The 20,125-nt window shown below is 71.0% G+C and carries 18 protein-coding genes; 13 read left to right on the forward strand and 5 right to left on the reverse strand.

Features of this window, described 5'->3' with window-relative positions; genetic code table 11:
• The first annotated feature begins 22 nt into the window (after positions 1-22).
• The 13 genes from EOINJALH_RS21860 to frdD all read left to right on the forward strand — a co-directional run bounded on the left by EOINJALH_RS21860 (position 23) and on the right by frdD (position 13,548).
• Positions 23-916, forward strand: a complete 894-nt coding sequence (locus EOINJALH_RS21860) for a DUF58 domain-containing protein (protein ID WP_088284070.1) — start codon at positions 23-25, stop codon at positions 914-916.
• The gene (locus EOINJALH_RS21865; RefSeq protein ID WP_234413976.1) at positions 913-1,881 is read left to right on the forward strand and encodes a calcium incorporation protein MxaA; all 969 of its coding nucleotides are present in this window, start codon (positions 913-915) and stop codon (positions 1,879-1,881) included. The genes EOINJALH_RS21860 and EOINJALH_RS21865 overlap by 4 nt, the downstream gene beginning before the upstream one ends.
• Entirely contained in the window at positions 1,881-2,894 is a 1,014-nt protein-coding gene (locus EOINJALH_RS21870) for a VWA domain-containing protein (RefSeq protein ID WP_199873451.1), read from the forward strand. Before EOINJALH_RS21865 ends, EOINJALH_RS21870 begins: the two co-directional genes overlap by 1 nt.
• Positions 2,891-3,541, forward strand: coding sequence for an MxaK protein (locus EOINJALH_RS21875; RefSeq protein WP_088284072.1), 651 nt, complete (start codon positions 2,891-2,893; stop codon positions 3,539-3,541). Before EOINJALH_RS21870 ends, EOINJALH_RS21875 begins: the two co-directional genes overlap by 4 nt.
• Complete coding sequence (locus EOINJALH_RS21880) at positions 3,538-4,494, forward strand: MxaL protein (protein WP_310732328.1); 957 nt, start codon at positions 3,538-3,540, stop codon at positions 4,492-4,494. Before EOINJALH_RS21875 ends, EOINJALH_RS21880 begins: the two co-directional genes overlap by 4 nt.
• Before the next feature lie 101 nt (positions 4,495-4,595).
• A complete protein-coding gene (locus tag EOINJALH_RS21885) occupies positions 4,596-5,732 on the forward strand; it encodes a DNA repair exonuclease (RefSeq protein ID WP_088284074.1) in 1,137 nt (378 codons plus the stop codon).
• Complete coding sequence (locus EOINJALH_RS21890; protein WP_088284076.1) at positions 5,729-8,386, forward strand: ATP-binding protein; 2,658 nt, start codon at positions 5,729-5,731, stop codon at positions 8,384-8,386. Before EOINJALH_RS21885 ends, EOINJALH_RS21890 begins: the two co-directional genes overlap by 4 nt.
• A gap of 110 nt (positions 8,387-8,496) precedes the next feature.
• Positions 8,497-8,979 (forward strand): hypothetical protein, encoded by a 483-nt coding sequence (locus EOINJALH_RS21895; RefSeq protein ID WP_144290126.1) that lies wholly within the window; start codon positions 8,497-8,499, stop codon positions 8,977-8,979.
• A gap of 476 nt (positions 8,980-9,455) precedes the next feature.
• Positions 9,456-10,208, forward strand: coding sequence for a rhodoquinone biosynthesis methyltransferase RquA (gene rquA / locus EOINJALH_RS21900; protein WP_234413977.1), 753 nt, complete (start codon positions 9,456-9,458; stop codon positions 10,206-10,208).
• On the forward strand, positions 10,208-12,019 hold the full coding sequence (gene frdA, locus EOINJALH_RS21905) for a fumarate reductase (quinol) flavoprotein subunit (protein ID WP_234413978.1): 1,812 nt from the start codon (positions 10,208-10,210) through the stop codon (positions 12,017-12,019). Before rquA ends, frdA begins: the two co-directional genes overlap by 1 nt.
• Positions 12,012-12,782 carry a succinate dehydrogenase/fumarate reductase iron-sulfur subunit gene (locus tag EOINJALH_RS21910; protein WP_088284082.1) on the forward strand — a complete coding sequence of 257 codons (771 nt, stop codon included), beginning with the start codon at positions 12,012-12,014 and terminating at the stop codon, positions 12,780-12,782. The genes frdA and EOINJALH_RS21910 overlap by 8 nt, the downstream gene beginning before the upstream one ends.
• Positions 12,779-13,195 (forward strand): fumarate reductase subunit C, encoded by a 417-nt coding sequence (locus EOINJALH_RS21915; RefSeq protein ID WP_088284084.1) that lies wholly within the window; start codon positions 12,779-12,781, stop codon positions 13,193-13,195. Before EOINJALH_RS21910 ends, EOINJALH_RS21915 begins: the two co-directional genes overlap by 4 nt.
• Positions 13,192-13,548, forward strand: coding sequence for a fumarate reductase subunit FrdD (frdD, locus tag EOINJALH_RS21920; protein ID WP_088284086.1), 357 nt, complete (start codon positions 13,192-13,194; stop codon positions 13,546-13,548). The genes EOINJALH_RS21915 and frdD overlap by 4 nt, the downstream gene beginning before the upstream one ends.
• A 462-nt stretch (positions 13,549-14,010) precedes the next feature.
• Here frdD and EOINJALH_RS21925 read toward each other — a convergent pair whose 3' ends face one another.
• From EOINJALH_RS21925 to EOINJALH_RS21945, 5 genes are all read right to left on the reverse strand, one after another.
• The gene (locus EOINJALH_RS21925) at positions 14,011-14,589 is read right to left on the reverse strand and encodes a DUF4337 domain-containing protein (protein ID WP_088284088.1); all 579 of its coding nucleotides are present in this window, start codon (positions 14,587-14,589) and stop codon (positions 14,011-14,013) included.
• A 15-nt stretch (positions 14,590-14,604) separates the two neighbouring features.
• On the reverse strand, positions 14,605-15,102 hold the full coding sequence (locus EOINJALH_RS21930) for a dihydrofolate reductase (RefSeq protein WP_088284090.1): 498 nt from the start codon (positions 15,100-15,102) through the stop codon (positions 14,605-14,607).
• Positions 15,099-15,905: a thymidylate synthase gene (locus EOINJALH_RS21935; RefSeq protein ID WP_088284092.1), complete on the reverse strand. Its 807-nt coding sequence runs from the start codon at positions 15,903-15,905 to the stop codon at positions 15,099-15,101. The genes EOINJALH_RS21930 and EOINJALH_RS21935 overlap by 4 nt, the downstream gene beginning before the upstream one ends.
• A 40-nt stretch (positions 15,906-15,945) precedes the next feature.
• Positions 15,946-17,754 (reverse strand): ABC transporter transmembrane domain-containing protein, encoded by a 1,809-nt coding sequence (locus EOINJALH_RS21940; protein WP_088284093.1) that lies wholly within the window; start codon positions 17,752-17,754, stop codon positions 15,946-15,948.
• A 215-nt stretch (positions 17,755-17,969) separates the two neighbouring features.
• Positions 17,970-20,102, reverse strand: coding sequence for an acetyl-CoA hydrolase/transferase C-terminal domain-containing protein (locus EOINJALH_RS21945; RefSeq protein WP_088284095.1), 2,133 nt, complete (start codon positions 20,100-20,102; stop codon positions 17,970-17,972).
• Between the last annotated feature and the right edge of the window lie 23 nt (positions 20,103-20,125).

Raw genomic sequence — 20,125 nt, forward strand, 5'->3', positions numbered from 1 at the left:
GCGCCGCGCGGAGGGCGGTCCGGTGAGTGCGCCACAGCCCGCGCGTGTCCAGGAGTTCCACTACCGGCTGCCGCATCGCTTCGGCGGTCAGCGGCCGGGTGCTCACCGCGGCACCAGCCTGGGGGCAGGGCAGGGCTTCGCGGCCCACCGGCGCTTGTTCGATCACGCCGATCCGCGCCGGCTCGACCTGCGCGCCAGCGTGCGCGACGTTCGGCAGGAATGGCTGGTGCGCATCCAGCGCCAGCGGGTGGCGGTGCCGGTGCATGCGCTGGTGGATGTGTCGGCCTCGATGTTCTTCGGCGCGGCCCGCAGCAAGCTGCAGGTGGCGGCGGATCTCGTCGAAGCGCTGGGCCACAGCGCCTTCCGGGCCGGCGACCCCGTGGGGCTGCTCGGGTTCGACCACGCCGAGCGAGACGACCTCTTCGTGCCCGCCCGCCACAGCCGCGGCGCGGCGGCGATGATGGCCGCGCTGCTGCGCGCCTGCCAGCCGGAAGGCGCCTCCCAGCGCGACAGCGCGCACCGCACGCCCGAAGTGCTGCTGCGCACCGCTTCGCGGCTGTCGGGTCGGCAAGGGCTGGTGTTCCTGGTGTCCGATTTCCACTGGCACCTGGCCGACCTGGGCGACGTGCTCGACGCGCTGCAGCCGGCCTTCGTGATGCCGGTGATCGTCTGGGACCCGGCCGAGACCGAGCCCCCCTCCGGGCGTGCCCTGCTGGCTGTCGGCGACGCAGAGAGCGGCGTGCGACGCACGCTGTGGCTGCGCGACGGCCTGCGCCGGCAGTGGCGCGACGGTGTGGCGGCGCGGCGCGCCGAACTGCATGCCTTGTTCGATGCCCGTGGCCTGCAGCCCTTCCACTTGAGCGGCCACTTCGATGGCGAGGCGCTGACGCAGCACTTCCTGGAGACGGTGGCGTGAGCCGCGTGGCCTCACCCTTGTCTGCCGTGGCGGGCGTGCTGGTCGCGGTGTTCGCCGCCGGCCTGCCGCGGGTGGCCCGGGCGGCCGATGCCGACGTCGCCGCCTTGCCGTCCGTGGCCGCGGCGGCGCCGGCCGCTTCCGCCGCGTCGGCCCCTGCACCCGGGGTGATCGCCACCACCGAGCCGCCGCGCAGCTTCGGCCATGTGCTGGGCGACGTGCTGACGCAGCGCGTGTTGCTCGCCATCGGAGGTGTGCCGGTGCAGCCCGTCGCATGGCCCGCCGCCGGGCGCCTGGACCGTTGGCTGGAACGCCGGCCGGCCCGCGTCGACACCGATCGGCAGGGCCGGCGCTGGCTGGTCGTCGAGCATCAGGTGATCAATGCGCCGCAGGCGCTGATGGCCATCGAACTGCCGGCGTTGCGCATCGCCACCACTGGGGGCGGCGTGCTGGTGGTGGCGCCATGGCCGGTGAGCATCGGGCCGCTGGCGCCGGCCGAGGTGTTCGGCCGGGGCGACCTGCAGGCGATGCGGCCCGACCGCGAGGTGCCGTTGCGCGACACGGCAGCCCTGCAGCGCGATCTTCAGCGCACGCTGTCGGTCCTGGCCGCGGTGCTGCTGGCCTGGAGCCTGTGGTGGGGCTGGCGCCAATGGCAGGACGCGCAGCGCCTGCCGTTCGCGCAGGCCTGGGCTCGCATCCGCCGGCTCGAGGCGGGCGATGCCGAGGCGTGGCTGGCCATGCACCACGCGCTGAACCTCAGTGCCGGGCGGGTGGTGCATGGCGCCACGCTGGCGCAGTGGCTGGCCGACGCGCCGCACCTGGCGCCGCTGCAGGACCGGCTCGAGGCCTTCTACCGCCGGTCGGCCGAGCGCTTCTACGCCGACGACACCGCGGCCCGGGCCGCCGAGTTCCCGCTGGCCGCATTGAGCCGCGCGCTGCGCGACGCCGAACGCCGCCACCAGCGCTGATGCCCGTGCCGTTCGACTTTGCCCAACCCCTGTGGCTGATGCTGCTGCCTCTGGCCGCGCTGCCGCTGCTGCGGCGGCGCAGCGACACGCTCGTGTTTTCGGCCATCGCCTGGCTGCCGCACGACCGCGTCGGCCAGGTCGCGGGCTTCCTTTGGCGAGCCTTTGCGGTGGCCGCGATGGCCTGCACGGTGCTCGGGCTGGCCGGCCCGGGGCGCTCGGGCACCGAGGTGCTTCGCACCGGCCGCGGCGCCGAGATCCTGATCCTGATGGACCGCAGTTCCAGCATGGACGCCAACGTGGTGCCCAAGGATGTGAAGGCCGGTGGCCAGTTCAACGACAGCATGCCCACCAAGGGCCGCATCGTGCGGGAACTGCTGGCCGACTTCGTGCGTCGCCGTCCCGACGACCGCCTGGCCCTGATGACCTTCAGCACCAGCCCGATGATGGTCGCGCCATTCACGCAGCAGCACACCCCCATCCTGGCCGGTCTGGCGGCCACCGCGATCGGCCGCGGCCTGCCCGACACGCACATGGGTCGGGCGCTGGTGGCGGCCATCGGCGAGTTCGACGGGCGTCCCTACTCGGGCAGCCGCATCGTCATCGTCGTCTCCGATGGGGGCGCGCAGCTCGACGTCGCCACGCAGCAGCGCATCCGGGCGGGCCTGGCCGAGCACCGCATCGGCCTGTACTGGATTTACATCCGCAGCGGTCCCAACTCGCCCGACCTCATGCAAGAGTCGGTGGGCACGATGGATTCGCAGGACGAGCTGGCGCTGCACACCTTCTTCCGCACGCTGCCCACCCCCTACCGGCTGTACCAGACCGACGATTCGGCCGCCATGGCCGCGGCCATGGCCGAGATCGACCGGCAGCAGAATGCGCCGCTGTCCTACCTCGAACGTGTGCCGCGGCTGGATCACAGCCCGGTGTTCTTCGCCGTCGCACTGGGGTGCTGCCTGGGCCTGTTGGCCAGCCGCGCGCTGCAGTTGCCGGACTGGGGGCACGCCGCATGAAGCGACTGTCGGTGCACGGCGTGTTCGCCGTGGCGGCGCTCATTGCCGGCGGCATCGCCGCCGGGCTGGCCCTGCGGCTGCAGCAGGTGGAGCAGCTCAATGCGGCCATCACCGCGGCCGCCCGCCTGCCGCCTGCGGCCGATGGCAAGCCGCTGGTCCTGGCCGATCCCGGCTGGGAGCGCAGCGCGTCGCCCGAGGCCCGGCTGGCCCGCGCCACCGCGCTGGCCGCGGCCGGTGCCCACGACGCCGCGTTCAAGGCCTACAGCGAGTTGGTCGCCGCGGGCGTGGACGTCGGCGAGCAGGGCGCGGTGGGGCGCCACGCACTGTTCAACCTCGGCAACATGCTGTTGCGCCAGGGGCTGGGTGCCGTGCCCGGCGTGGGCGATGGGACAGGCCGTGGGGGCGATGTCGCGACGCCGCTGCCGCCGAGGGCCGGCGGGGACGCCGGCACCCTGGTCGAACTGGCCAAACAGCGCTACCGCGACCTGCTGCGCGTGGACCCGCTCGACTGGGACGCCCGCTACAACCTCGAGCGCGCACTGCGCCGTGCGCCCGAGGCGGAGGAGGCCGTGGCCGAACCGGATAACGTTCCGGTGGAGCGTCGTCGCGTGCAACTGCGCAGCATGGACGCCGGGGACCTGCCGTGACCGTCCTGGCTGGCCTCGGCGGCAGCGCCCGGCGCCTGGCGCGCCGCCTGTGGTCGCGCCGTGGGGTCCGCGACACCCTGCCGATCGCCGTCGCGCTGCTGCTGCTCGCCGTGGCGGTGGCCATGCCGCCGCTGACGCTGCAGCGGTCCACCTACCGCTACCTCGTCACCTTCGACGTCACGCAGAGCATGGACGTGGAAGACCTCCGGCTCGACGGCGCAGCGGTCAGCCGCCTGGCCTTCGCGCGTGCGGCCACCCGCGAGGCGCTGCGCCGCCTGCCCTGCGGCTCGCACGTCGGCTGGGCAGTGTTTGCCGACTACCGGGTGATGCCGCTGATGGAGCCGGTGGAGGTCTGCAGCCACTACGAGGCCCTGCTGGCCTCGCTGGCGCGCATCGACGGCCGCATGCGCTGGGCCAATGCCAGCAACATCGGCAAGGGCGCCACCTGGGTCGTGCGCACGGCGCGGCAGTTCGACGCCCACACGCGCGTCGTCTTCTTCACCGATGGCCACGAATCGCCGCCGCTGCGCAGCGCGCAGGTGCGCCCGCCGATGCAGGACATCACCGCCGGGCAGGTGGGGGGCTGGCTGGTCGGCGTGGGTGGCGACCTGGCCCAGCCCATCCCCCGCACCGACCGCGACGGTGTGCGCATCGGCCATTGGGACGCGGCCGACGTGGTGCAGCGCTTCGGTGCAGGTGCGCCGGGCACCGCGCACGAGCACCTGTCCGAGCTTCGCGAGCCGCACCTGCGCGAGCTGGCCGAACTGCTGGGCCTGGGCTACCGCCGCCTGCAGTCCACCGAGGCGCTGGTGGAGGCGATGCTGAGCCCCGAGCTGGCGCTGCCGGCGCCGGTGGCCACCGACCTGCGCTGGGTACCAGCGCTGCTGGCATTGCTGGTGCTGGCCTGGCGCTTCACGCCCGACCTGCGCTGGCCCCGGCGGCGGCCGGCCTGACGCGCCGCACCCGCGGGCCGCCTGGCGGCCCGTCGTCGACTCCGCACAGAATGCGCGGTGAGCGTCCCAGGGCCGGTGCCCGCGCAGGAGGAGTCCACCCCATGCCCAAGTTCCTGCACACCGCCGATTGGCAGATCGGCCGCCAGTACAGCCAGTTCGCCGCCGACGATGCGGTGCCGCTGGCCGAGGCGCGGCTGGCCGCTGTCGAGACGCTGGCGCGCCTGGCCACGCAGCACCAGGTCGATGCCGTGCTGGTGGCCGGCGACGTGTTCGACGCGCAGACGGTGGCCGACCGCACCGTCCGCCGCCTGTTCAACGCGCTGCAGGGCTTTGCCGGGCCCTGGCTGATGATCCCGGGCAACCACGACGCGGCCCTCACCGAGAGCGTGTGGACCCGCGCGGCGCGCCTGGGCGCCCTGCCGCCGAACCTGCACCTGGCACTGCAGGGCGCGGCGCTGGATTTCCCGGCGCTGGGCTTCACCGCCCTGGCTGCCCCGCTCACCCAGCGACACACCTACAACGATCTCACCGCGTGGTTCGACGGCGCCCCGTCACCCGCTGGCCACCTGCGCATCGGCCTGGCTCACGGCTGTGTGCAGGGCCTGCTCGCCGAGGGCATCGACTCGGCCAACCCGATCGCGCCTGACCGGGCCGAGCGCGCCCGGCTCGATTACCTGGCGCTGGGCGACTGGCATGGTTGCCGCCAGATCGACGCGCGCACCTGGTACAGCGGCACGCCGGAGCCCGACCGGTTCAAGGGCAACGAGCCGGGCCATGCGCTGCTGGTCGAGATCGACGGGCCCGGGGCCGAGCCGCAGGTGTCGCGCCTGGCCACGGGCCAGTTCAGCTGGCAGTCGTGGGAGCTGCCCCTGGCCGTGGCCAGCGACGTGGACGCGTTGGTGGCTCGCCTGGCCGGGCTGGGCGGCGGCGACGTGCTGAGCCTGGCCGTCTCCGGCCAGATCGATCTCGCCGGCCAGCAGCGCCTGCAGGCCGCGATCAGCCAGGCCGAGGCCCGGGCGCGCAGCCTGGTGGTCGACCTGGCGGCGCTGCGCCTGATGCCCACCGAGGCCGACATTGCCGCGCTGCGGGCCGATGGCTACCTGGGCGACGTCATCGCCGACCTGCGTGACCGGCAGGCGTCCCGGCCGGACGAGCCCGGTGCCCAGACGGCAGCCCACGCGCTGGCACTGCTCACCGGCATCCTGGCCGAGCGGCAGGCTTCTGGAGCCGCGGCATGAGGCTGCACCGGCTGAAGGTCGACCAGCTCCGCCAGTTTCGCCAGCCGTTCGAGCTGGCCGGCCTCGAGCCGGGGCTGAACCTCTTTTCCGGACCCAACGAGGCCGGCAAGAGCACCTTGGTGCGGGCCCTGCGGGCCGCGTTCTTCGAGCGTCATCGCTCGGGCAGCGTCGAGGACCTGCTGCCCTGGGGCGAGCCATCGGCGGCGCCGAGCGTCGAGCTGGATTTCTCGATCGGCGGCACCGACTACCGGCTGCGCAAGAGCTTCATGCACCGCAAGCGCTGCGAGTTGAAGGTCGGCCCCCGCGACCTGGACGGCGAGGACGCCGAGCAGCACCTGGCCGCGTTGTTGGGGTTCCGCTTCGCCGGCAAGGGCGCCAGCAAGGCCGAGCACTGGGGCATCCCCGGGCTGCTGTGGATCGAACAGGGCAGTGGCCAGGACATCGACGACCCGTTGAAGCACGCCGCCGACCACCTGCGCAAGGCGCTCGACCAGATGGTGGGCGACGTGGCCAGCAGCCAGGGCGACGATGTCATCGGCCGCGTGCGCTCCGAGCGCGAAGCCTTGCTCACGGCCACCGGCAAGCCGCGGGCGGCCTACGCCGAGGCCTTGCTCGAGCGCGATGCGGCCGGCGCGCGCGTGCAGGAGCTCGATGCCCGCATCGCGCAGTACCGCGACCAGGTGGATCAGCTGGGCCAGCTCCGGGCCGAGCATGCGGCCGACGCGGCGGCCCGTCCCTGGGACGGTTTTCGCACCCAGCAGCAGCAGGCCGAGCAGGCGCTGGCGACGATCCAGGCCCTGCGCCTGCAGATCGACGTCGACCGCGCGTCGTTGCGGCAGGTCGAAGACACGCTGAAGCTCGTCGACGAACAACTGGCGGGCCACGAGGACCAGCACCGCGCCCTGCGGCAGCGCGAAGCCGATCTGCTGGAGGCCGAGCGCCTCGTGCAATCCGCCGGCCAGGCCGACGACACCTGGGCGGCAGCCCGCCGCGAGGCCCAGGCGACGTGCGACCAGGCCGCCGAAGCGCTGGTGCAGGCGCAACAGGCCGACCTGCGTGCCACCCTGGCCCGGCGTGTGGGCGACGCACTGGCCCGCATCACGGCCCTGACCGACGCCATCGGCAGGGCCGAGGCCGAGCAGGCGCAGTTGAGCGCCCAGCGCAGGCTGGCCGTGGAGACCGAACTCGGCAAGGCCGACCTCGCCAGGCTGCGCGACCAGCACGCCCGGCTCACCGAACTGCGCATCCGGCAGGACGCTGCGGCCACCCGGGTGCGCTTCGACATCGCCGCGGGGGCCAAACTCACCCTGGCCGGCGAGCGACTGTCCGGCCGTGGCGAGCACTTGATCACCTCGGCCACCGACATCGACATCCCCCAGGTGGGTCGGCTGCAGATCGTCCCCGGCGGCGCCGACCTGGCCGACCTGGCCCGCGACGAGGCCGATCAGCGGGCGGCCCACCTGGCGTTGCTGCAGCGCCTGGGGGTGGCCAGCCTGGACGAGGCCGAGGCCCGCTGCGCGACCCACCAGCAGGCGCTGAAGGACATCCAGCACAGCGAGAAGGCGCTCGCCCATCTGGCGCCCAAGGGGCTGGACGACCTGCGGGCAGAGCTCGGCGAACACACCGTGCGGCGCACCGAGGCCGAGGGCCAGCTGCAGCTGTTGGGGCCCATCGCGGCGCCCGCGGATCGCCCGTCCGAACCGCTGGCCCAGGCCACCGCCCGCCACAAGGCGGCCAGTGCGCACCTGGACCAGGTGGCGAGGCAGGCGACCGAGGCGGCGCACGCGTCGAGCACGGCGCGGACGCAGCGCGACGCCGCGTTGCGAGAGCGCGGCGTGCTGGCGGCCTTGCTGGGCGACGCCGCCCGGCAACAACGCGAACGCGACACGGCACAGCGGCGGCTCGCGGCACGGGCCGAGCGCGACGCACTGGGCCACCGCATCGCAGCCCGCCAGGCCGAGGTGGACCAGGCGCGGCCCGACATCCTGGCGCAGGACGCCGTGCGGTTCCAGCGCAGTGCCGACCAGGCCGAGCGGGCGTTCAGCGAGCGGCAGACCCGCCTGACGCTGCTGCAGGGCAAGCTCGAGGAGGCCGGTGCGCAGGGGCTGGAGGAGGCGCGCGCCGAGCAGGTCGTGCGCGCACAGGCGGCGGTGCGGCGCAGCCAGGAACTCGAACGGCGTGCCCAGGCACTCGACCTGTTGCTGGGCCTGCTGGAGGCGCGTCGGCGCGACCTTACCAAGCGCCTGCAGGCGCCGCTGCAACGGCATGTCAACCGTTACCTGCAGTTGCTGTTTCCGCAGGCCAGCCTGGACATCGGCGACGACCTGGCGCCCGGGCAACTCACCCGCCCGGGCAGCCGCGGCGCCGAGTCCGGCCCGGTGGGCAGCCTGAGCTTCGGCGCGCGCGAGCAGATGGGCGTGATCAGCCGACTGGCCTATGCCGATCTGCTGAAGGAGGCCGGCCGACCGACCTTGATCATCCTGGACGATGCGCTGGTGCACAGCGACGACCAGCGGCTGGAGCAGATGAAGCGGGTGCTCTTCGATGCGGCGCAGCGCCACCAGGTGCTGTTGTTCACCTGCCACCCCGCCTTGTGGCGCGACCTGGGCGCCGTGCCGCGGGCCATCGGGCCGGTGGCCGCGACCCTCGCTTGACCGCGGTACGTCCGGCGCGGGCCTCGGGTCGACAAGGCCACGGTCGTCGACGGGGACGAACGAATGCACCGACGCCGAGTCCAACCGGGATGCGTCCGGCCGGCATCCTCGTGGCTCTCGCCCTCGCCTGGGGTGCGGGCCCGGTGCACGCCGACCCGTTGAAGTCGCCCGCCTGCGTCCAGGCGGTGGCCGCCCTGGACGATGTCGAGCGCGCGATGGCGTCCGCCAGTGCCTCGCAGGCGCGCGGCGGTGCCGCCGACCCGGCCCTGACCGCGCGGCTGCGGGACCTGCGACACCAGGCGGCGCGCCTGTGCCTGGGCAGCGCGCCGGACGAGACCCCCCGGGCGCTGCCGCGCGTCCCGGCGCGCACGGGCCAGGCCGAGCCGCGGGGGCTGCAGCCGAAGCTCGCCGCCGCGGCCGTGGGGCCACGGGTGCCGGCCCCGCCGGCCATCGCGCCGTTCAGGTCGATCACCTCGTGCGATGCCGCCGGCTGCTGGGCGAGCGACGGCACGCGGCTGCAGAAGATGGGGCCGGACCTGCTGGGGCCGAACGGCCTGTGCCGCACGGTGGGCACGGTGCTGACTTGCCCTTAGACTGCCCCCCAGGCGCCGGGCCCTTTCAACCGCCGACATGTCGGCTGCACCCAGCCCGTGCCGGCGCCGTCCGATGGGGCTGTTGCGCGGCCGTGGCGAACGTGGAATACGACTGACAAGCATCAACTGCCTTTGACAAACGTGGCGACACCGCGGCTGGTTCGGAATAGGCTTGCGTCAATCCATCGCCGGACGCGTCGACCACGCAGGAGGCGGTCGACGGGCTGACCGATGCGACATGATCGATCCCGCGCAGTGAACGTCGAATCGGCAGCGCACGTCGCCGCCAGCCTGCCAGTGCTCTTCGGTCATCAATGACACCACCTGTCGCATACCCCCCTGAACGATCGACCCGCCAATCCGACACTGCCGTCGGAGAGCACCGCCCCCACACCGGGCACCCCGGTGCCGAGTGGGCTCCCACCATCGCCCCGCAGTCCGAGGGCACGCACGCCCCAGACCATGGCGGCACGGCCGTGGCAGCGCCACGCCGCAACGCCACGTTGCGCCTGATGGCCGAGGCGCCTGCCGCCGGGGCCACCGCCATGGCGCCGCCGCCCCTGGCCATCCCGTCCTACCTGACGGCCACCTACTGGTGGGCCTACGTGCACCCCCGCGCGGTGGGTGTGTTCGAGCGCGAATGGCTGGTCAGCGCCATCCTGTGGGGCAACTACGCCCGGTTGCGCGACCTGGCGCTCGACGCGCTGGGCACCACCGTGCCCGGCCGCACGCTGCAGGTGGCCTGTGTCTACGGCAACCTCACGAGCCGGCTGCTGTCGCGCATGGCGCCCGACGCCGCGCTCGAGGTGGTCGATATCCTGCCGGTGCAACTGGCCAACCTGAAGGCCAAGCTGCCCACCGACGGCCGCGTCACGCTCACCCGTGCCGATTCGTCGTCGCTGGCCCTGCCCGATGGCAGCGTCGATCAGGTGTTGCTATTCTTCCTGCTGCACGAGCAGCCCGAGGCCGTGCGGCGCGGCACCCTGGCCGAGGCCATGCGCGTGGTCAAGCCGGGCGGCAAGGTCGTGATCGTCGACTACCACCGGCCCAGCGCCTGGCACCCGTTGCGCCTGCTGATGCGCGGCGTGTTCCACTTCCTCGAGCCCTTCGCCATCGACCTATGGCGGCAGGAGGTCGACGCGTTCCTGCCCGAGGGCGTGAAGCCCGCCACCGCGCGCAAACGCACCTGGTTCGGCGGCCTGTACCAGATGATCGAGTGGACCCGCTGATGGCCGGCACCATGGACACCTTCCAGGCCGACGTGGCCATCATCGGCGCCGGTGGCGCCGGCCTGCGCGCGGCCATCGCCATCGCCGAATCCGACCCCACGCTGAAGATCGCGCTGATCTCCAAGGTCTACCCGATGCGCAGCCACACCGTGGCCGCCGAGGGGGGCGCCGCCGCGGTGACGCAGCCGCACGACAGCCTCGAGCACCACTTCAACGACACCGTCTCGGGCGGCGACTGGCTGTGCGAGCAAGACGTGGTCGAGTACTTCGTCGCGCAGTCGCACGAAGAAATGGTGCAGATGGAGCACTGGGGCTGCCCCTGGAGCCGCAAGGAAGACGGCCACGTCAACGTGCGCGCCTTCGGCGGCATGAAGATCGAGCGCACGTGGTTCGCTGCCGACAAGACCGGCTTCCACATGCTGCACACGCTGTTCCAGACCAGCATCCAGTACCCGTCGATCACCCGCTTCGACGAGCACTTCGCGGTCGACCTGGTGGTCGAAGATGGCCGCGCGCAGGGCGTGGTGGCCATCGAGATCGCCACCGGCGAGTTCCGCCTGATCCAGGCCAGGGCCGTGATCATCGCCACCGGCGGTGCCGGCCGCGTGTTCCGCGAGAACACCAACGGCGGCATCGTCACCGGCGACGGCATGGCGCTGGCCTACCGCCACGGCGTGCCGCTGCGCGACATGGAATTCGTGCAGTACCACCCCACCTGCATGCCGGGTACCGGCCTGCTGTTCACCGAGGCCTGCCGCGGCGAAGGCGGCTTCCTGCTCAACAAGGACGGCTACCGCTACCTGCAGGACTACGGCCTGGGGCCCGCCACGCCCGAGCCGCGCAACAAGGCGATGGAACTGGGCCCGCGCGACCGCCTCAGCCAGGCTTTCTGGCACGAGAAGCAGAAGGGCCGCACGGTGGACAGTCGGCATGGGCCGGTGGTGCACCTCGACCTGCGCCACCTCGGCGAAGCCAAGCTGCGCGAGCGGCTGCCGCAGATCTACGAACTGGCGGTGGAATACCTGGGCGTCGACCCCGCCCACGCGCCGATCCCGGTGCTGCCGGCGGTGCATTACACAATGGGCGGCATCGTCGCCGATGGCCGCACCGCGTCCACGCTGCCGGGCCTGTACTCGGCCGGTGAATGCTCCAGCGTCGGCATCCATGGTGCCAACCGGCTAGGGTCCAATTCACTGACCGAACTGCTGGTCTTCGGCAAGGTGGCCGGCCTCGAGGCCGCGTCGTTTGCCAAGCAGCATGCACCCGGCCGCACGGCGGTGCTGCAGTCGCAGGCCGAGGCCGTGCGCCAGCGCGCGCTGGCCGTGGTCAGCGGTGGCGGCACCGAGCGGCTGTCCGTGCTGCGCAAGACGATGGCCCAGACCATGGAAGACGGCTGCGGCATCTACCGCACCGGCGCCGAGATGCAGGCCACCTGCGACACCATCGCCGAACTGCGCCAGCGCGTGAAGTCGCTGCGCCTCGACGACCACAGCAAGGCCTGGAACACCGAGTGGCTGCTGGCCATCGAACTGGGCTACCTGCTCGACGTGGCGCAGGCCATGGTGCACAGCGCCATCCAGCGCAAGGAATCGCGCGGCTCGCACCAGCGGCTCGACGGCTTCGAGCAGCGCGACGACGTGGCCTTCATGAAGCACTCGCTGGCCACCTACCAGGGCGATGCGGCGCCCAAGATCACCTACGGCGACGTCAAGATCACCAAGTCGCCTCCGGGCACGCGGGCCTATGGTGCCGCGGGCGAGAAGGCCGACGCCGAGCGCAAGGCACAACAACAGGGGGCTGGTCATGTCTGAATCCGCCAGCAGTGGGGCCACCAGGACCATCGAGATCGAGGTGCTGCGCTATCGGCCCGAGCAGGAGGCCGAGCCGGTGTGGCAGAGCTTCCAGGTGCCGTTCACCGATGACATGTCGGTGCTGCAGGGCCTGCAGTACATCAAGGACGAGCTCGACGGCACGCTGAGCTTCCGCTGGTCGTGCCGCATGGCCATCTGCGGCAGCTGCGGCATGATGATCGACGGCAAGCCCCGGCTGTCGTGCCAGACCTTCCTGCGCGACCACTACCCCGGCAAACTGCGGGTCGAGGCGCTGGCGCACTTCCCGATCGAACGCGACCTGGTGGTGTCGGTCGACGGTTTCGTCGACAAACTCGAGAGCATCAAGCCCTACATCGTGCCGAAGGAACCGCGCGCGCTGTCGCAGGGCGAGCACCTGCAGACGCCGGCCCAGCTCGAGCAGTTCCAGCAGTTCAGCGGCTGCATCAACTGCATGCTGTGCTACTCGGCGTGTCCGCAGTTCGGCCTGGACCCCAGCTTCATCGGTCCCGGCGTGCTGGCGCTGCTGCACCGCTACAACGCCGACTCGCGCGACGGCGCCAGCGCCGAGCGCATGAAGATCGTCGGCGCCGAAGAGGGCGTCTGGCACTGCACGGCCGTGGCCTACTGCTCCGAGGTCTGCCCCAAGCACGTGGACCCGGCCCATGCGGTGAACCAGAACAAGGTCAACAGCGCCAAGGATTACTTCCTCGGTTCGGCTGCAGCCAAGGAGCCCGCCAAATGAGCCGCGCCCCGTTCGCAGGCACCCGCCGCCCCTATGTGCGCCCGATGGCCGGCTGGTGGCGGCGCGATCCGTTCTTCGTGCGCTACATGTGGCGCGAGGCCACCGCGCTGGTCGTGATGGCCTATGCGGTGGTGCTGATGATCGGCGTGCTGCGTCTCAGCCAGGGCGAGGCGGCCTTCGATGGCTGGCTGCAGGCCCTGCGCAGCCCGCTGTCGATCGCTTTCCACGCCGTGCTGTTCGTCGGCATGGTCTACCACGTCTGGACCTGGTTCGAAGTGATGCCCAAGACCATGCCGATGATGTTCTCGGGCGGCAAGCGCGTGCCCGAGGCCACCATCACCGGCATCGGCGTGGCGGTGGCGGTGGTGACCAACCTGGCCCTGCTGGCGCTGGTGTGGGGGATGCGGCCATGAAGCGCTCGAACGCCCCCATCTTCTGGGCCCTGTTCGGTGGCGGCGGCACGCTGTCGTCGCTGTTCGGCCCGGCACTGATCCTGATCACCGGCATTGCCGTGCCGCTGGGGCTGCTGTTGCCCACCGGCACGATGAGCTATGCCCGCATGCTGGCCTTTGCCCAGCACTGGATCGGCAAGGGCTTCATCTTCGCGGTGGTCATGCTGTTTGCGTGGCATGCGGCGCACCGGATCTACAAGAGCCTGCACGACATCGGCATCCCACCCGGCCCAGCGTCCAAGTCGGTGTGCTATGGCAGCGCGTTGGTGGTCACCGCCCTGGCGGCCTGGGGTTTGCTGCGGATCGGGTTCTGAACCCATCGGGTGAATCGCTGGGCAGCTGACCTATTTGGGCGGCTGTCGTTCGGTTGGACCCGAAGCACTGCGGCGGCAAAGCCGCGCACGGGCAGGCCGGGAAGCTTCGCTGTGGCGGTCGGCTGCGCCGACTGCCCTGCAGTGCTCGGCCCTGCGGTGCGCCGCAGAACTCGCTACGCGCCCTGCGGACGCTCCGCTCAGACAACTGCGGCGAGCATGTTCACAAAGCGCGCTGCGCGCGCCACCGCAGGGCCTGCGCGCTTCGGCGCCACAGAGGCGCTCCCCTGCCTGCCCGCACGCGGCTTTGCATCACCGGCGGTGGCGGTCGAAGAGGGGGTTCCTCGTGGCGCACCACCGTCGGCTGCCGGCTGCCGCGCCGCGCCGCGCGGATAGTCGAACGGAACGAGCGACCGCACCGAACCCGAACCCGACCACCGCCCCCGAGTCAAATGCGATGGCCGCTCACACGTGCATCATCGCCATGCCGCCCAGCACGATGCCCAGGCCGGCCACACCGAACATGCCCCATTCCAGCCACTTGCGTCGGGTCAGCAGGGCGATCGCGGCCAGTGCGATGGAGATCTGCAGCGCGGTGGTGGCCTGGGCCCAGCGGTGGTGCAGGTGCATCTGCGCGTCGGACTGCTTGTCCCAGTCCAGCGCCTCGGCTTCCAGTTTCTCGGCGCCGAGCTTGATCTCAGATTTTTCCTTCTTGTAGCGCTCGATCTCGTCCTTGTAGACCGGCTTGCGCTCCTCGGGCACCAGCGCCAGAGCCAGTTCGGCCAGGTTTTGCTTGCCGCTCTTGGCCTGGAAGTAGTTCCACTGGTTGCTGGCTTCGGTCTTCTTGATGGCCGCGTTGTTCTTGAAAAGGCCCGCATTGGCCTGTGTTGCGCCGCCCATGTAGGAGAACAGCGCGCCGACCGTGGCCAGGATGGCCGTCATCACGGCGATCTGGCCCGAGAAACTGTCCTTGTCGCCGTGCTGGGCGGCATGCTCCAGTTCATGGTCGTGCGGTCCGTGGACGTGGAATCCGTGTCCGGACATCGTGGGGGGCTCCTGTCAGGCGCGTCGGTAGTCGACGAATGAGTAGTCGAAATCGTTCGGCGGTGCGGCGCGGTGGCGCACGCGGGACAACTCGGTGAAATGGTCACGCACCCAGGGCGGAAAGTGCACATCGCCGGTGAAGTCGGCGTCGATCTCGGTGAGCGCCAGTTCGTCGGCCAGCGGCATCGCCGCCGCGTACAACTCGGCGCCACCAATCACCCAGACGCGTGGCACGTCTCCGGCGGCGGTGAGGGCCTCGGCCAGGCTGTGCGCCACGGTGGCGCCCTCAGCCTGCCAGCCGGCCTGGCGCGTGACGACGATGTTATGCCGCCCGGGCAGCGGCCGGAACTTCGGCGGCAGCGAATCCCAGGTCTTGCGGCCCATCACCACCGGGCAGCCCATCGTGCGCGCGCGAAGGTGTTTCAGGTCTTCGGGCAGCCGCCACAGCAACTGGTTGTCGTGGCCGATCACGCCGTTGCGCGCGACCGCTGCGATCAGCGCCAGACGGGTCATACCGCGACGGGCGCCTTGATGGCCGGGTGGTGCTGGTAGTCGAGGACCTCGAAGTCTTCGTAGACGTAGTCGAAGATCGACGCCGGCCGCCGGTTCAGGCGCAGGGTGGGGTAGGGGAAGGGCGTGCGGGCGAGTTGCGTGCGCACCTGCTCGGCGTGGTTGTCGTAGAGGTGGCAGTCGCCGCCCGTCCAGATGAAGTCGCCCACGTCCAGGTCGCATTGCTGCGCCAGCATGTGGGTGAGCAATGCATAACTCGCGATGTTGAAGGGCACGCCGAGGAAGATGTCGGCGCTGCGCTGGTAGAGCTGGCAACTGAGTTTGCCGTTCGCGACGTAGAACTGGAACAGCGCATGGCAGGGCATCAGCGCCATCTTCGACAGCTCGGCCACGTTCCAGGCGCTCACGATGATGCGGCGCGAATCGGGGTTGGTCTTCAGCTGCTGCACGACCTCGGCGATCTGGTCGATGTGGCCGCCGTCGGGCGTGGGCCAGCTGCGCCACTGCACGCCGTAGACCGGTCCCAGGTCGCCGTCGGGCCGCGCCCATTCGTCCCAGATGGTGCAGCCGCGCTCCTGCAGCCATTTGACGTTGCTGTCGCCGCGAAGGAACCACAGCAGTTCCACGATGATGGCCTTCAGGAAGACCTTCTTGGTGGTGACGAGCGGGAAGCCTTCCGACAGGTCGAACCGCATCTGGTGGCCGAACACGCTGCGGGTGCCGGTGCCGGTGCGGTCGCCCTTGGCAACGCCCTGCTCGGCCACGTGGCGCATCAGGTCTTCGTACTGGGAGCGGACAGGGCGCATGGCAGGGTCGGCGGTAGCAGGGGGTCGGCGGGGCGCCGGATTATCCCGCGGCGGCGACGGCGGGTTCCTCGAGACCGAACTGCATCGCCGCCAGCCGCGCATACAGGCCGCCGCGCGCCACCAGTTCGTCGTGGGTGCCAATGTCGACGATCTGCCCGGCTTCCATCACCACGATGCGGTCGGCCTTCTGCACCGTGGCCAGCCGGTGCGCGATGACCAGCGTGGTGCGGTGTGCGAAGGCGGCTTCCAGCGCGGCCTGCACCATGCGCTCGCTCTCGGCATCGAGCGCGCTGGTGGCCTCGTCCAGCAGCAGCAGCGGCGGGTTCATCAGCATGGCGCGGGCGATGGCGATGCGCTGGCGCTGGCCGCCGGACAGGCGCACGCCGCGCTCGCCCAGGAAGGTGTCGTAGCCTTCTGGCAGCGCCAGTATGAAGTCGTGCGCGAAGGCGGCGCGCGCCGCGGCTTCCACCTCGGCGCGGCTGGCGTCGGGCCGGCCGTAGCGGATGTTCTCGAAGGCGCTGGTCGAGAACACCGTGGAATCCTGCGGCACGATGCCGATGCGCTGGCGCAGGTCGTGCAGCGCCGCCTGGCGCACCTCGACACCGTCGATCTGGATGCTGCCCGACTGCGCGTCGTAGAAGCGCAGCAGCAACTGGAACACCGTGCTCTTGCCGGCGCCGCTGGGCCCGACCAGCGCCACGGTCTCGCCGGGGGCCACGCTGAGGTTCAGGTCGACCAGCGCCGCCTGGGTGGGCCGCGACGGGTAGTTGAAGCGCACGCCCGACAGCCGCACCGACGAGCCGCCACGCGTGGGCGGCAGCGGCAGGGTCTTGGCGGCCTCGGCCACGGGCGATTGCGACGACAGCAGTTCCATCAGGCGCTCGGTGGCGCCCGCCGCGCGCAGCAGGTCGCCATACACCTCGGACAGCACCGCCACGCTGGACACCAGGATGATCACGAACACCACCGTCTGCCCCAGGTGGCCTGCGGTGATGTTGCCGCGGATCACCGCCTGCGTGCCCTGGTACAGGCCCCACAGCAGCGCGCCGAACGTGGCGGTGATGATGAAGCCGACCAGCAGCGCGCGCACGCGGGTGCGGCGGCGGGCAGTGTCGAAGGCGCGTTCGGTGGACTCGTCGAAGCGACGCGCCTCGCGGTCTTCCTGCGTGTGGCTCTGTACCACCGGGATGGCGTTCAGCACCTCGGCGGCGATGGCGCTGCTGTCGGCCACCCGGTCCTGGCTGGCGCGCGACAGGCGGCGCACACGTCGGCCGAAGTACAGGCTCGGCAGCACCACCAGCACCAGGATGCCCAGCACCTGGATCATCACGTAGGGGTTGGTGAAGATCAGCATGGCCAGCGCGCCGACGCCCATCACCGAATTGCGCAGGCCCATGCTCAGGCTGGAGCCCACCACCGTCTGCACCAGCGTGGTGTCGGTGGTCAGCCGGCTCAGCACCTCGCCGGTGGCCGTGGTCTCGAAGAATTCAGGGCTCTGACGCACCACGTGCGCGTACACCGCGTTGCGCAGGTCGGACGTGACCCGCTCGCCCAGCCAGGTGACCATATAGAAGCGCAGCGCCGAGAACGTGCCCAGCGCCGCACCGACCGCGAACAGCGCCAGGAAATGCCCGCGCAGCGCCATCACCCGGTCGCCGGGCTCGGCAGCGACCAGGCCACCGTCGATCAGCGATTTCAGCGCCACCGGAAAGGCCAGCGTGGTCACCGCGGCACCCACCAGGAAAAACAGGGCCAAGGCGATGCGGCCGCGGTAGGGCCGGAGGAAGGGCGTCAGACCCGACAGTGAGCGGGGGGTGGTCGAGGTGGGACGATCGGGAGCGGCAGCCATGGCCGGCAGTGTAGGGGCGTGGCCATGACGCTGCCCGCGCTCGGGGTTCGGTGCGGCGACGCAGACGGCACACCGCCGGGTCGCCAAGACGCCAAGGCAACCCGGGTCGTGCGCGGCTGTGCCTCAGCGTCGATGCACGTCCCGGCGATCGGCCGTGGGGCTTTGGTGAGCTCCGATCTGGGTGTCTCCAAGCCCCGCGGCAGGCTTTGCCGTGCTCAAAGGTTGCCCGCGAAGAGCTTGCGGATGAACATGTCCTTGAAGCTGTGCGCGTCGGCCAGGCCCAGGCGTTCCAGGTAGGCGTGGGGCGCCTCCCTGTCCTGCCACAGGCTGCGCACGGCCAGTTGCACCAGTTCCACCGGGTGCTGCGTGGCGTGCTTGAGCCGCTTCAGCGCGGTGACGATGTGCAGTTCGTCCGGTGTCAGGTCGGTGCCGAAGGGGAAGGCCGGCAGCAGCCCGGCCTTGCTCCACGGGTGCAGGCGGGCGTCCAGGGCGTCGGGCAGGTTCTCGGCATAGCGCCCCGGCAGCGTGTAGCTGGCGGCCAGCTTGCCATGGGCCTTGGCCGCGGCGATCAGCTCAGGCTGGAAGCGCGAATCGGCGATGGCGATCAGGCGCTTGACCACCTCGCCGTCGGACTGGCCGCGCAGGTCGGCCACGCCGTACTCGGTGATGACGATGTCGCGCAGGTGGCGCGGGATGGTCACGTGGCCGTAGTTCCAGACGATGCTGCTCTTCAGCCCGTCGTGGTTGTCGTGGGTGGCGCGCAGCATCAGGATGGAGCGGGCGTCGGGGATGGCGTGCGCCATCGCGACGAAGTTGTACTGCCCACCCACGCCCGACACCACCTCGCCCGACTCCAGCGCGTCGGAGGCCGCGGCGCCGAGCAGCGTCACCTTCATCGTGGTGTTCATGAACCGCGCCTTGTGGCGCTGCACGCGCTTCAGCTCGCTTTCACCGCGGTATTTGCCGTCGAGCTGGTTGATGAAGTCGATGCGCGTCATGTCGATCTTGGCCAGTTCCTGCGGCGGCATGGTGCGCAGCCGCTCGTAGAAGTCGTTCGGGCCGAGGAAGAAGCCGCCGGTCATGAAGATGCCGCCGGCCAGCCGCGTGTCCAGCAGGTGGCGGGCGATGGTGTCGAAGCGGGCGGGGTCGCGCAGGTCGTTGGGCAGCCGCAGGCTGTCGACGGCCAGCAGGTCACCCTCGATGCGCACGCCCGGGCGGAAGACCGAATGTCGCGTGAGGAACTCCAGGTCGCGCGCCGACAGTGGCGAGCTGATGCGCCCGGCCTCGAACAGCGCGCGCAGCGTCTGCGGCGTGACCACCTCGTTGGTGATGCGGCCCTCGTTGATCAGCCTCTGCAGCACCACGTCGCCGAACACCTCGCGGCGGATGATGCCGGCCTCGATGAGCTTGAGGAAGCCGTTGACGAACATCTCGGAGCAACCGTACAGGCCCTTGTCGAAGCGCGACATCTGGCGCCCGGCCAGCCCGTCGGGGCAGAGGCTGTCGAGGATGCGGCGGTACTCGGCGCCATGGCGGTCGCGCACGATGAGTGCCTGCGCGATGGCGTCCCCCAGCGAACCGATGCCGATCTGCAGCGTGCCGCCGTCGGCCACCAAGCTGCTGGCGTGCAGGCCGATGGCGTAGTCGGCCGTGCTCACCTTGCCGTTGGGCGGACCGAACAGGGTGTGCGTGCCTGCCGGGTCGGTGACCACCAGGTCGAAGAAGCCGGGCGCCACCTCGGCGCCGTTGGGCATGAAGGGCATCTTGTCGTTGACCACGCCCACCTTGAGCAGCGGCTTGCCTTCGGCGGCGTACTTCTCGACCACCTCGAACACCACGTCGGGGTTGCTCGACACCGACAGCCGCCACCCATCGCCGGTGCCGCGCGACGCCACCGCCTGGGCGATGACGTTCATGCCCTGCACCAGCATGTCGCGCGCCACGAAAGTGTAGTTGGTGGAGATGTAGTTCTGCTGCGCCACCGGGTTGCCGAGGTAGTCGCCGGTCTTCATGAAGAACTCGCGCACCTCGATGTGCTCGGGCAGGCCGTCACCGCGCAGGTCCTTCACGTACTCGAGGTCGGGGTAGTCGGCGAACACGCGTTCGACCAGCGGCTCGAGGAAGTGACGCTCCAGGTCGCTCTTGCCCACCGGCCGTTCCAGCGACAGCGCCGTGACGATGGTCAGGCGCCGGGCCGGGTTGCCCTTCATGCGCCGGTACAGCGCATTGACGAAGGGGTTGGGCTTGCCGATGGCCAGCGGGATGCCCAGCACGATGTCGCCAGACACGGTGTCCAGCACCGCATCGACGCAGGCCTCGATGGAATCGATCACGCGGGGGGCGTTCATGGACAGCTCTCCTTGCTTTGCGG

Origin of the sequence: Ideonella sp. A 288, from assembly GCF_002198735.1 — a bacterium.
GTDB lineage: Bacteria > Pseudomonadota > Gammaproteobacteria > Burkholderiales > Burkholderiaceae_C > Pseudaquabacterium.